This window comes from Streptomyces shenzhenensis (assembly GCF_003688995.1).
GTDB classification, from domain to species: Bacteria; Actinomycetota; Actinomycetes; order Streptomycetales; family Streptomycetaceae; genus Streptomyces; species Streptomyces shenzhenensis_A.
The window spans coordinates 197,355-209,852 of the sequence record NZ_PENI01000012.1 but is presented as its reverse complement, the minus strand read 5'-3'; the positions used below and the strand labels follow the sequence as shown (position 1 = coordinate 209,852).

Genomic DNA, 12,498 nt, shown 5'->3' with positions numbered 1-12,498 from the left:
AACTGATACCCGGGCTGTTGGAGACTCTGCACTGTCGGTTACTTGCCGTACGCCTGCTTCCAGTGTGCCCGGTGACGGGAATCTCCCTGGCCATGGCCGTTCACGCCGCTCAGCGACAAGAGGGAAGCACCGTTGTTCCACAGTCCGAGGTGATCCCGGTGTACGGCGAGGATTTCGTGCTCCACCGCGAACTTCTCCGAGGGACGACTGAAGCGCGTGGTCGTCACGAACACGGCCACTTCTCCCCGGAAGTGCACCTTGGCGCTCAGCAGATCGCGCAACTCCCGACTCGCGATGGTGCTGCTCGTTGCGTACCGTTCGCATTGGATGACCATGGTCCGCCCGTCCGGGAGACGCCCGAGAACGTCGGCACCGTTGTCGTGCGAACCGCCCACCCGCCGCGTGATCGAGGTAGTGGTGGTGAACCGGCTGACAGCTCCCGTGCCGCTGTTCCGCGTCGGGCACTGGGCGTACTCGTGTGTGGCCGTCAAGGGTCTTGGTGGAAGCCGATGCGTGTCCCGGCTGGTGCATTGACGGGTCTCTTCGGTGTCTTGCTGGGGGGCTTGGGCGATCAACGTCGTTGTCGCGTCCGGCCAGTGGCAGCAAGGGTCTCCTCGGCGACACCCCCGGGACCCGGGGATGCCCATGACGAGACGCTGACGTATCAATCGGGTAGGAGGGCCGGGCGACCCGGCCCTCCTACCCGATTGATTCTCCGTCAGAAGAGCAGCTCAGGCTGAACTTCCGAGAAGCATCCCTGAAGTGTTGCTGCTGCTGGTGTGTCGGTTACAGGCGCTTCGCTGTGCGGTCGCGCAGCAGTAGCCACTGACTCGCGTCGGCGCCGCCTGGGCGCGCAGCCGGTTCATGCAGCAGCACGGCGTAAGCCGTCCTCTCCGCCTTGCCTGGGGCGGCATACTGGCCTGGCGCCTCCGGGGTCGGGAATGACCTCGTCATGCCTTTCCAGGCCTTGTCCGCTTTCGGAGTGCTGAGCATCGGTCCTCCCGGGCTCAATAGGGTCATGCAGTGAAGTACACACAGGCGTGGGTGCAGCCGCGGTAGGGATTGACGGTCCACTCGAAGGGCATGCGCGAGGCGCCCGGCACCCGGTTGATGATCGAGCGGGCCCGGATCTCGTGGAACGTGATCCCGCGGAACTCGGGTGTGTCGAAGGTGCGGGTGGTCACCGCGTCCGCGCCGAACAGGGCCGCGTCGGCCCGGCCGTGCGCCGGCTGTGCCGGCTCCACTGTGAGGTTCTCCCAGCGCATCTGGCCTCCTCGGTAGCGTTGCCCATAGAATAGAACATGCGTTCGCATGATCGTGCAAGGGCCGTTTCCGATCGCTCCCAGGCCCCCCGATTTGGCGGCCGGGGAGCGGGGTGGTTGGCTTGCCCCAACCCCGAGAACTCAGGTCCTGGAGGAAGCCAATGGCGCAGGTCGAGGCCACTACGGAGCGGGTCGTCGCGGCGGACGCGGAGAAGGTGTTCGACGCCCTCGCCGACTACCGCGGCACGCGCGCGAAGGTGCTGCCCGAACAGTTCAGCGAGTACGAGGTGCGCGAGGGCGGTGACGGCGAGGGCACCCTCGTCCACTGGAGGCTCCAGGCCACCAGCAAGCGCGTCCGGGACTGCCTCCTGGAGGTCACCGAGCCCACCGACGGCGAACTGGTCGAGAAGGACCGCAACTCCTCCATGGTCACCGTCTGGCGGGTCACCCCGGCCGGCGAGGGCGCCTCCCGCGTCGTCGTCACCAGCACCTGGACCGGGGCCGGCGGCATCGGCGGCTTCTTCGAGAGGACCTTCGCGCCCAAGGGGCTCGGCCGGATCTACGACGCACTGCTCGCCAAGTTCGCCGCCGAAGTCGAGAAGTAGCCCAAGAGGCCGGTGACGAAGGGGTGTTGGCCCCTCACCGGTTCGAGTGGATCTCCGGGGCGCCCGGCATGAATCCGTAACTCGTCGCGCTTGCTCGCAGTTGTCGCCTTACGCGGGAATTGTGTGGCAGCGCGACGAGGGAGCGATACGTGGGCGGGACGACTCTGGTGGAGCACGAGCCGGTCGTGGCACCGTTGAAGGTGCCGCTGCCGCCGCCCGCCCCCGCCCCCGAACTGAGCCGGCGCGGGGTCCGGCTGGTCTTCATCGGGCTGATGCTCGCCCTGCTCCTCGCCGCCCTCGAGCAGATGATCGTCGCCACCGCGCTGCCCAAGATCGTCGGTGAGCTGCACGGCCTGGACAAGATGTCCTGGGCGATCACCGCGTATCTGCTCACGGCCACCGTGGGACTGCCGATCTACGGCAAGCTCGGCGACCTCTTCGGCCGCAAGGCCGTCTTCCAGTTCGCGATCCTCGTCTTCGTCATCGGCTCCGCGCTGGCCGGACGGGCGCAGAGCATGGACCAGCTGATCGCCTTCCGGGCCGTCCAGGGCGTCGGCGCGGGCGGGCTGATGATCGGCGTGCAGGCGATCATCGCGGACATCGTGCCGCCCCGGGAGCGCGGCCGGTTCATGGGCCTGATCGGCGCCGCCTTCGGCCTCGCCTCCGTCGCCGGGCCGCTGCTCGGCGGCTACTTCACCGACCACCTCTCGTGGCGCTGGTGCTTCTACTTCAACGTGCCCTTCGGCCTGATCACCCTGGCCGTCATCAGCGTCGTGCTCAAACTCCCCAAGCAGCGCGTGCGCGCCCGGCTCGACGTGCTCGGCGCGCTGCTGCTCGCCGCCGCCTCCACCTGCCTGGTGCTGCTGACCAGTTGGGGCGGTACCGAGTACGACTGGGGCTCGCGCCAGATCCTCGGCCTCGGCGCGGGCGCGGTGGCGGCCACCGTCCTGTTCCTGGTCGCCGAGCACTACGCCGCCGAACCCCTCATCCCGCTGCGGCTGTTCCGGGACTCGGTGTTCAACGTCACCGGCCTTGTCGGCCTCGTCGTGGGCATCGCCCTGTTCGGCGCCGCCAGTTATCTGCCGACCTTCCTCCAGATGGTCGACGGGGCCACGGCCACCGAGTCGGGCCTGCTGATGCTGCCCATGATGGGCGGCATCGTCGTCGCCTCGATCGTCTCCGGACAACTCATCAGCCACACCGGCCGCTACCGGATCTACCCCGTCCTGGGCGGCGCCCTCTCGGTGGCCGGGATGTGGCTGCTGTCCCGGCTGGAGATCGACACGCCCCGGCTGCACTACAGCATCTGGATGGCCGTCCTCGGCGCCGGCATCGGCTTGGTGATGCCCGTCCTCATCCTGGCCGTGCAGAACTCCGTGCGCCCCGCCGACCTCGGCACCGCGACCAGCGCCAACAACTACTTCCGGCAGATCGGCGGCAGCGTCGGCGCCGCCATCTTCGGCACCCTCTTCGCCGGCCGGCTCACCGACGCCCTGAGCGAACGCCTGCCCGCGCAGGCCGGCGCCCCGCTGCCGGACGCCGAGTCGATCACCCCGCAGGCGGTCCACGCCCTGCCCCCGGCGCTGCGCGACGCCTACATCAGCGCCTACGCCGACGCGATGCCCCGGATCTTCCTCTACCTAGTCCCGGTGCTCGTGCTCGGGCTGATCATCGCCTTCTTCCTCAAGGAGAAACCTCTGGTGTCCCACAACGCCCCCGCCACCGACCAGGAGACCGCGCAGGTGCACTCCTCCATCCCGCAGGCCCGTTCGTCCCACGCCGCGGGGATCCCCGTCTGCGGCACGGTGCAGCACCCCGACGGCACCGTGGTGCCCCGCGCGGCCCTCACCCTCATCGATGTGGCCGGGCAGCAGATCGGCCGGGGCGCGAGCGGCAACGACGGGCGGTACGCGCTGTCCACACCGGGCTCCGGGGCGTACGTCCTGATCGCCGCCGCGGGCGGCCACCAGCCGCAGGCCGTCTCGGTGACCGTCGGCGAGCGGCCGGTCGAACTGGACGTCGTCCTCGGCGGCGCGGGCCGGCTGGCCGGTTCCGTCCTCACCGCGGACGGCGCCCCGGTACGGGACGCCACCGTCACGCTCACCAACGCGCACGGCGAGGTCGTCGCCACCACCCGCAGCGGGCGCGAGGGCGGCTACGTCATCACCGAACTCGTCGCCGGCGAGTACACCCTCGCCGCCAGCGCACCCGCCTTCCGGCCCGCCGCGCTCCCGGTCAGCGTGCAGGCGGCCCGGGAGACCCGGCAGGACGTCGAGCTGGCCGGCGGCGCCGTCCTGCGCGGCACCGTGCGGGCCGGCGGCGGACGGCCCGTCGAGGACGCGCGCGTGACCCTCCTCGACGCGGCCGGCAACGTCGTGGACACGCTCACCACAGGCCCCGACGGAACGTTCCGGTTCGTCGATCTCTCCTCCGGCGAGTACACCGTCATCGCGGCCGGCTACCCCCCGGTGGCCACCGTCCTCCAGGTCGCGGGCGGCGGACGCACCGAGCGCGACCTCCAGCTCGGCCACGAGGACTGACCCGGCGCCCGGGGCCGCGAACCCGCTTGTGCGCCCCCGGGGGTGCGGCCCCGGACACCGGAGCGATCAAGTAACGCCAATTCCGGCGTTGGTACCCATCGCGACCGGCCCGAGCCGTACCGTTGGCGCCGGGGGCACAGATCTTTGCGGAGCCGTGGGGACAGGGGGGCTGGGCCATGGACTGTGGCACCGAGGGGGACGCGCCGCCCGGCCCCGTGGCCGGTGACGGCGCGACGGGCCGGATCCCGCTGGCCGTGGTCGTCGCCGACCGGAACGGCCTCGTGTCCCACTGGAGCACCGGCGCGCGGCGGCTGTTCGGCGCCACCGAGGAGGAGGCCGTCGGCCGCTTCGTGCTCGATCTGCTGCCCGTCTCGGGAGCGCTCCCAGACGACGCGTTCACCCTGGACGGGGCGTACGCGGCCGACGACCAGCTCGGCCCCGACCTGGAGTCCTCGCTCGACGGGCGACTGAACTACCCCGCCGCGGGCCGCGCGCGCCTCAGTGTGCCGGAGCGCGGCCGTGCCGACGTCCTGTGGTGGGCGTACCCGCTGGTCGGGCAGGGCGACGAGCGGCTGTTGGTCCTGGCCGCCGACGCGGAGCTGCTGTGCTCGGGCGGGCCGGACGGCGGGAGCGGGGCGGCGGCGTTCGAGCGGATCGCCCCCGGCTTCGCCCTGCACACCGACTTCCCCGGCGCCGACGAACTGGCCCGCCGGCTGCCTGGGATCCTGCCCGGCATGAGCGTCGCGGAGAGCGTCCGCATCGTCGCGCAGGTCCTCGAACTCGGCTATCCCGTCCTGGAGTTCAGCCGGAGCACCCGGGTGCCGGTGACCCCCGACTGGAGTGTGGCCCGGCGCACCGAACGGCCGGCGCGCCACGAGCGGGCGGCCCGGGCTGCGGCGCAGGGGCTGCCGGTACCGGAGAAGAGCGTCGCCGAGCCCCTCCGGGACAACGTGCTGCCGCACATCCCGCCGCGCAGGGCGGGCTGTGACCTCGCCACCCGCCGTCTGTCCGGCACCCGGGCCGGCGGTGACTGGTTCGACTCCGTCAAACTGCCCGGCGCCCGCACCGCGCTCGTCGTCGGCGACGTCATGGGCCACGGCCTCGACTCGGTGGCGATGGCGGTCCAGTTGCGCACCGCCGTGCAGACCATGGCCGCCCTCGACCTGCCGCCGGCCCAACTGCTGCGCAACCTCGACAGCCTCGCCCAGCGGCTCGGCGACAACTACCTCGCGACCTGTGTGTACGCCGTCTACGACCCGATCGAGAGCGAGCTGCGGATCGCCGATGCGGGCCACGTCCCGCCCGTCCTGGTGCGGGCGGACGGCCGCAGCGACCTGCTCGACCTGCCGACCGGCGCGCCCATCGGCGTCGGCGGTGTGCCCTTCGAGGAGGTGCGGGTGCGGGTGGCGCCCGGGGACCGGCTGGTGATGTGCACCGACGCTCTCGTGGAGGTGCGCGGCGCGGACCTCGGCGTGGGCCTCGCGAAGCTCTGCGAGTCCGCGGCCCATCCGGCGGCGTCCATGGACGACGCCTGCGACACGATCGTCCGCGCCCTCGGCGCCCGCGGTGGACGCAAGGACGATGTGGCCCTGCTGATGGCACGGCTCAACGGCATCGCACCGAAGGACGTCGCCGAGTGGCGGCTCGGGTTTGACCCGGCCGAGGTCGGCAGGGCCCGCGCCGCGGTCCGTGAGCAACTGCACGACTGGGACCTCGCCCGGCTCACCGACAGCGCGGAGCTGATGGTCGGCGAGCTGGTCACCAACGCCGTACGGCACGCGCGCAGCCGCCCGATCCGGCTGCGGCTGGTGCGCGGCGACACGCTGCTGTGCGCGGTGGACGACGACGATCACACCCTGCCCACCCTGCTGAGCGCCGGACCCGGCGACGAGTCGGGGCGCGGGCTGCGCGTGGTGAGCACGCTGGCCCGGGAATGGGGCACGAGCCGTACGACCGCCGGGAAGACGGTCTGGTTCGAACTGACGCCAGGGCGGTGCTGACCGCCCGACGGTTCCTCGCCGGTCGCTTCCCGCGGGCCCTGGGCGTGGACATGGCCGACGCCGCGGTGCCCGGGTGTCTCCGGTCGGCCGGCTTCACCGTCGTGGCCGGCTGACGTCCGTCGGCCGACCGCCGGGATCCCCACTCCGCCGAAAATACCCCCGGGGGTACCTGTGCTAGCCTCGGAAATATACCCCCGGGGGTAAATCGACGAGAGCGGGAGCGGACGGCATGTACTTCGTGGACACCATCGAGCTGACGGGACTCGGCAACCGCGGCTATCTGGCGGGCGGCGGGCGGACGGCGGTGGCCGTCGACCCGCCCCGGGACATCGACCGGGTGATCGCGGCGGCGGACCGGCGCGGTGTGCGGATCTCACATGTGGTCGAGACACATGTGCACAACGACTACGTCACCGGCGGACCGGACCTGGCCCGCGTCACCGGGGCCGCCTATCTGGTCCCGGCCGAGGCCCGCGTCGCCGTCCGCCACATACCCGTGCACGACGGGGACCGCACCGTGGTCGACGCCGACGCCGGCCTGACCCTGCGGGCGCTCGCCACCCCCGGCCACACCCCGCACCACACCGCCTACGTCCTGGAGGAGGCCGGGGCCGCCGTCGTGGTGTTCACGGGCGGCTCGCTGCTCGTCGGCACGGTCGGCCGGCCCGACCTGGTCGAGCCGCGGCTGACCGAGCGGCTGGCCCGCGCCCAGCACGCCTCCGCCCACCGGCTCGCGGCCGAACTGCCCGACGACACGGCCGTACTGCCCACGCACGGCTTCGGCAGCTTCTGCGCCTCGTCCGCGGCCTCGGGCGCCGCCACGACCATCGGCAAGGAGAAGGCCGGCAACGCGGCGCTCACCCGGGACGTCGACGCGTTCGTCGCCGATCTGCTGGCCGGTCTGGACGACATCCCCGCCTACTACGCGCACATGGGTCCGGCCAACACGGCCGGACCCGCGCCCGTCGACCTCACCCCGCCCGCCCCGGCCGACGCCGACGAGATCGCCGCCCGGCTGGCGGCCGGGGAGTGGGTCGTGGACCTGCGCAACCGGATCGCGTTCGCGGCCGGGCATGTCGCCGGCTCGTTCAACTTCGAGGCCGAGGGGCAGCTCGCCACGTATCTGGCCTGGCTGATCCCGTGGGGCAAACCGGTGACGCTGCTCGCCGAGTCCCCGGAGCAACTCGCCGCCGCCCAGCGCGAACTGGTCCGGGTGGGCATCGACCGCCCGGCCGCCGCGGCCACCGGCGACCCGTCGGCCTGGCTGCGGGCGGGGGAGGCCCCGGCCTCCTTCCCGCGGGCCCGCTTCGCGGACCTGGCCGGACGCCGGGCGGACGGGGACGTCGTGGTCCTCGATGTGCGGCGGGCCGCCGAGCGCGCGGGCGGCTTCGTCGAGGGCTCGGTGCACATCCCCGTCCACACTCTGCACCGGCGGCTCGACGAGGTGCCGGACGGACAGGTGTGGGTGCACTGCGCCGGCGGGATGCGGGCCGCCATCGCCGCCTCCCTGCTGGACGCGGCGGGCCGGGACGTGGTGGCGGTCGACGACGCCTTCGCCGAGGCCGGCCCGGCGGGCCTGCCCGTCCGGACCGCCTGATGCGGGCAGGCGCGGCGGCCGGGTGCGTCGGTGAGGGCGGTAGGGCCGGGTGAGCGACCTCGTACTCGCCGTGGTGGCCGGTGGTGCCATCGGGCTGGCGCTCGGCTCGCTCGGGGGCGGCGGCAGTGTGCTCGCCGTGCCCGCGCTGATCTACCTGCTCGGCTTCACCCCGGTCGCGGCCACCACCGCGAGCCTCGTCATCGTGGCCATCACCACCGCCACCGCGGTGCCCGCGCACGCCCGGGACGGTCACGTCCGCTGGCGTACCGGGCTGCTGTTCGCGGCGGCGGGCATCGGTCCCGCGATGCTCGGCGGGCTGCTGGCGGCCCGGCTGCCGGCCGCCGTGCTCACCGTGGCGTTCGCCCTGGTCGCCGCGGTGGCCGCGGCCCGCATGCTGCGCCCCCGTCCCGCCGTCGCGGACACCGCGCGTCCGGTCCGGCCGGGCCGCGCCGTCGCGGCGGGCGCCGGGCTCGGCGCGGTCACCGGCGTCCTCGGGGTGGGCGGCGGCTTTCTCGCCGTACCGGCGCTGGTGGGCGTGCTCGGCCTGCGGATGCGCGCCGCGGTCGGCACCAGCCTGCTGGTCATCACCGTCAACTCGGTGGCCGCGCTCGCGCTGCGCGCGGGCACCGGTGAGGGGCTGGACTGGACGGTGATCGGGCCGTTCGCCGGGGCCGCGGTGCTCGGTGCGTGGGATGGTCGGCGGGTGGCTGCGAGGGTGCCGGGGGGCATGCTTCAGCGGGGCTTCGCCCTGGTGCTGTTGGTGGTGGCCGCGTTGATGCTGATCGACGTGGGTATCTGATGCGGTGCCGGTTCCCGGGGGTGCCGTGGGGGAGCGCCGTGGTGTGTCCGGTTGTCGGTTGTCCGCGGGTGCGTTGTGGCTGGTCGCGCAGTTCCCCGCGCCCCTTCAGGGCGTGCCTACGCCAGTGACAGGAACAGTTTTTCCAGGCGGGCGCGTAGTTGTTCGGGGGGCTCGCCGTTGCTTCGGCCGGACTCCGGGGCGGTCACGCACTGTTGGAGACCCGTGGCGATGATGGCGAAGCCCGCGCGGTCCAGGGCGCGGGAGGCGGCGGCCAGCTGGGTGACGACGTCCTCGCAGTCGCGGCCCTCCTCGATCATCCGGATCACACCCGCGATCTGGCCCTGCGCCCGGCGCAGTCGGTTCAGCACGGCCTTCAGGTCCGTGGCCGCGAGTTCCAGTTCCACGATCAGACCTCCAATGATACCCCTAGGGGTATTGTATATCCCGTTTCGCGACCAGCAAAGGATCACCCTGCCATGACGGGTTCCCCCGCATCCCCCGCATCCCCCGCGATCGTCACGCTCGACGTCGAGCAGGCCCGCGCCCGGCTGTCCGAACTGACCGTCATCGATGTCCGCACCGCCGGCGAGTACGCCTCCGGTCATCTGCCCGGCGCCCTCAACATCCCCCTGGACCAGGTGAAGCGTGCCCTGCCCGAGATACAGCACGCCGCCGGGCGCGGCGCCGTCCTGATGGTGTGCGCGTCCGGGAACCGCTCGGCCCAGGCCTGCCGGCTGCTCGCGGAACACGGCGTGCCGGCCGCCACCCTGGCGGGCGGCACCGGCGGCTGGACCGCCGCGGGCCATGCCGTGGACCGGCCCGCGGCCTGCGCGACCCGGGCCACCTGGAGCATGGAACGGCAGGTCCGGCTCACCGCGGGCACGCTCGTGCTGCTCGGCCTGGCCCTCGGTCTGCTCGTGCACCCGGCGTTCCTGATCCTGTCCGCGGGCATCGCGGGCGGCCTGGTGTTCTCCGCCCTCACCGACACCTGCGGCATGGCGGTCGTGCTCGGCCGGCTGCCGCACAACCGGCCCCGCGCGGCCGACCTCGACGCGGCACGTGCCGCGCTGCGCGCCCGCTGACTCCGGGGCCGGCGGGCCCGGCCGGGCGGACGGCGGCGGGCCGCAGGGCCGTCGGGGCGCCTCACCGGCCGGGGCGCTCCGCGCGGGACGCCTGGGCGAGCAGGAGGCGGGCCAGGTCACGGGCCTCGTCCGCGGTCAGCGCCGCCCAGGTGCCCGGCTCGCCGCCCCGGTCCTGCCCCACGTCCAGCGTGACCCGGCTGATCGGCTTCTCCGGTGAGGCAAGCCGCAGGCACTTCACCGCGATCCGCCGGCCGCAGGACGTCACGAAGGACGCGCCCTCGGCCGTGCCTGGCCGCTCCTGACCTGTCATCACTCCCACGCCCTTCCTGGCCCGTCACCGTTCCCCGGGGTCACCGCCTGGTACCCGACGGGGTACACAGCAGAGCGCCGGCCGGGCCTGGAATGTTCCCGCACGCGCCGAGCTCTCCGCCGCTCGATCGTGGCCGGCCGGCTCCGCACCGCGTAACGTGGCGCGGCATGAAGATCCTCATCAGTGCGGACATGGAGGGCGCGACCGGCGTCACCTGGCCGGCCGACGTACTGCCGGGGACGCCGCAGTGGGAGCGGTGCCGGTCGATGTTCACCTCCGACGTGGACGCCGCGGTGCGCGGCTTCCTGGCCGGCGGCGCCGACGAGGTCCTCGTCAACGAGGCTCACTGGACCATGCGCAACCTGCTCCTGGAACGGCTCGACGAGCGGGCGCAGCTGCTCACCGGGCGGCACAAGTCCCTGTCCATGGTGGAGGGCGTGCAGCACGGGGACGTCGACGGCATCGCGTTCGTCGGCTACCACGCGGGCGCCGGCATGGAGGGCGTCCTCGCGCACACCTATCTCGCCAACTCCATCACCGGGGTGTGGCTGAACGGCGTACGGGCCAGCGAGGGACTTCTCAACGCCCATGTCGGCGCCGAGTACGGAGTGCCCGTCGTCCTCGTCACCGGGGACGACGTGGCCTGCGAGGACGCGCTCGGGTACGCGCCGCAGGCGCTCAAGGTCGCGGTGAAGGACCATGTGTCGCGGTACGCGGCCGTGTGCCGCACACCGGCCAGGACCGCCGCCGACATCCACGCCGCGGCCGAGGAGGCCGCCGCGCTGGCGGTGCGCCACGAGCCGGTCCACGGCGGCCCGTTCACCATCGCCCTGGAGTTCGACGCCGAGCATCTGGCGCAGGCCGTCACCGTCGTGCCGGGCGTCGAGCGGACCGGGGAGCGCAAGGTGGCGTACACCAGCGACACCATGTACGAGGGGATCCGCAGCTTCAAGGCGGTCACCACCATCGCCTCGGCCGCGGTGGAGGAGCAGTATGGCTGACGAGCGCGCGCTGGACGAGGTCGTCCGGTTCACCTCCGAGCTGATCCGGATCGACACCACCAACCGCGGCGGGGGCGACTGCCGGGAGCGGCCCGCCGCCGAGTACGCGGCCGAGCGGCTGGCGGGCGCGGGCCTCGAACCCACGCTGCTCGAACGCACCCCGGGCCGGACGAACGTGGTCGCCCGCATCGAGGGCACCGACCCGTCGGCGCCGGGCCTGCTCGTCCACGGTCATCTGGACGTCGTCCCGGCGCAGGCCGACGAGTGGAGCGTGCACCCCTTCTCCGGCGAGATCCGCGACGGGGTCGTGTGGGGCCGGGGCGCCGTCGACATGAAGAACATGGACGCGATGATCCTCGCCGTGGTGCGGGCCTGGGCGCGCGAGGGGGTGCGCCCGCGGCGCGATGTCGTCGTCGCCTTCACCGCCGACGAGGAGGCCAGCGCCGAGGACGGCTCAGGGTTCCTCGCCGACCGGCACGCCCACCTCTTCGAGGGGTGCACGGAGGGCGTCAGCGAGGCGGGCGCGTACACCTTCCACGACGGTGCCGGACGCCGGATCTACCCGATCGCCGCCGGTGAACGCGGCACGGCCTGGCTCAAGCTCACCGCGCGCGGCCGGGCGGGGCACGGCTCCAGGGTGAACCGGGAGAACGCGGTGACCCGGCTGGCCGCCGCCGTCACCAGGATCGGCGCGCACGAGTGGCCGCTGCGGCTCACCCCGACCGTGCGCGCCGCCCTGACCGAACTCGCCGCTCTGTACGGCATCGAGGCGGACCTGGACGACGTGGACGGGCTGCTGCGGAACCTCGGCCCGGCCGCCGCGCTGGTGGAGCCGACCGTCCGCAACAGCGCCAACCCGACCGTGCTGGAGGCGGGTTACAAGGTCAACGTGATTCCGGGGCAGGCCGTCGCGTTCGTCGACGGGCGGTATCTGCCGGGCGGCGAGGACGAGTTCCGCGCCACCCTCGACCGGCTGACCGGGCCGGACGTGGACTGGGAGTTCCACCACCGGGAGGTCGCCCTCCAGGCGCCGGTGGACTCGCCGACGTTCGCCGGGATGCGGGCCGCCGTCGAGGAGTTCGCCCCCGAGGGGCACGTGGTGCCGTTCTGCATGCCGGGCGGCACGGACGCCAAGCAGTTCTCCCGGCTCGGCATCACCGGTTACGGCTTCACCCCGCTCGAACTCCCCGAGGGCTACGACTACCAGGCCATGTTCCACGGGGTCGACGAGCGGGTACCGGCCGAGGCGCTGCACTTCGGCGTACGCGTCCTCGACCGCTTCCTGCGGACGGCCTAGACGAA

At 72.9% G+C, this 12,498-nt stretch carries 11 protein-coding genes and 1 pseudogene; 8 read left to right on the top strand and 4 right to left on the bottom strand.

Annotation, left to right across the window (positions count from 1 at the left end; all coding sequences use genetic code 11):
- Nucleotides 1–38: 38 nt before the first annotated feature.
- Both CTZ28_RS20515 and CTZ28_RS20510 read right to left on the bottom strand, forming a co-directional pair.
- Entirely contained in the window at nt 39–395 is a 357-nt protein-coding gene (locus CTZ28_RS20515; protein WP_121891125.1) for a restriction endonuclease, read from the bottom strand.
- 633 nt (nt 396–1,028) lie between these two features.
- Nucleotides 1,029–1,265 (bottom strand): annotated as a pseudogene (locus tag CTZ28_RS20510) (Rv2578c family radical SAM protein); the annotation flags it as partial.
- A gap of 158 nt (nt 1,266–1,423) precedes the next feature.
- Here CTZ28_RS20510 and CTZ28_RS20505 point away from each other — a divergent pair.
- The 5 genes from CTZ28_RS20505 (at nt 1,424) to CTZ28_RS20485 (ending at nt 8,803) form a co-directional block, all read left to right on the top strand.
- Nucleotides 1,424–1,867: an SRPBCC family protein gene (locus tag CTZ28_RS20505; RefSeq protein WP_121891102.1), complete on the top strand. Its 444-nt coding sequence runs from the start codon at nt 1,424–1,426 to the stop codon at nt 1,865–1,867.
- A gap of 149 nt (nt 1,868–2,016) precedes the next feature.
- Nucleotides 2,017–4,407: an MFS transporter gene (locus CTZ28_RS20500; protein ID WP_121891101.1), complete on the top strand. Its 2,391-nt coding sequence runs from the start codon at nt 2,017–2,019 to the stop codon at nt 4,405–4,407.
- A gap of 176 nt (nt 4,408–4,583) precedes the next feature.
- A complete protein-coding gene (locus CTZ28_RS20495; protein ID WP_121891100.1) occupies nt 4,584–6,407 on the top strand; it encodes a SpoIIE family protein phosphatase in 1,824 nt (607 codons plus the stop codon).
- A gap of 229 nt (nt 6,408–6,636) precedes the next feature.
- Nucleotides 6,637–8,004: an MBL fold metallo-hydrolase gene (locus tag CTZ28_RS20490; protein ID WP_121891099.1), complete on the top strand. Its 1,368-nt coding sequence runs from the start codon at nt 6,637–6,639 to the stop codon at nt 8,002–8,004.
- A gap of 49 nt (nt 8,005–8,053) precedes the next feature.
- On the top strand, nt 8,054–8,803 hold the full coding sequence (locus CTZ28_RS20485; RefSeq protein WP_121891098.1) for a sulfite exporter TauE/SafE family protein: 750 nt from the start codon (nt 8,054–8,056) through the stop codon (nt 8,801–8,803).
- Between the two features lie 116 nt (nt 8,804–8,919).
- Here the strand turns inward: CTZ28_RS20485 and CTZ28_RS20480 are convergent, their stop codons facing one another.
- Entirely contained in the window at nt 8,920–9,207 is a 288-nt protein-coding gene (locus CTZ28_RS20480; protein WP_121891097.1) for a metal-sensitive transcriptional regulator, read from the bottom strand.
- Nucleotides 9,208–9,279: 72 nt separating this feature from the next.
- Here CTZ28_RS20480 and CTZ28_RS20475 point away from each other — a divergent pair, with 72 nt between their 5' ends.
- Nucleotides 9,280–9,885, top strand: coding sequence for a rhodanese-like domain-containing protein (locus CTZ28_RS20475; RefSeq protein WP_121891096.1), 606 nt, complete (start codon nt 9,280–9,282; stop codon nt 9,883–9,885).
- A gap of 61 nt (nt 9,886–9,946) precedes the next feature.
- Here CTZ28_RS20475 and CTZ28_RS20470 read toward each other — a convergent pair whose 3' ends face one another.
- Nucleotides 9,947–10,195 carry a hypothetical protein gene (locus CTZ28_RS20470; protein WP_259471710.1) on the bottom strand — a complete coding sequence of 83 codons (249 nt, stop codon included), beginning with the start codon at nt 10,193–10,195 and terminating at the stop codon, nt 9,947–9,949.
- A 167-nt stretch (nt 10,196–10,362) separates the two neighbouring features.
- Between CTZ28_RS20470 and CTZ28_RS20465 the strand changes: the two genes are divergently transcribed.
- Together CTZ28_RS20465 and CTZ28_RS20460 are read left to right on the top strand one after the other, a co-directional pair.
- The gene (locus CTZ28_RS20465; protein ID WP_121891095.1) at nt 10,363–11,196 is read left to right on the top strand and encodes a M55 family metallopeptidase; all 834 of its coding nucleotides are present in this window, start codon (nt 10,363–10,365) and stop codon (nt 11,194–11,196) included.
- Entirely contained in the window at nt 11,189–12,493 is a 1,305-nt protein-coding gene (locus CTZ28_RS20460) for a M20/M25/M40 family metallo-hydrolase (RefSeq protein WP_121891094.1), read from the top strand. Before CTZ28_RS20465 ends, CTZ28_RS20460 begins: the two co-directional genes overlap by 8 nt.
- The last annotated feature ends 5 nt before the right edge of the window (nt 12,494–12,498 follow it).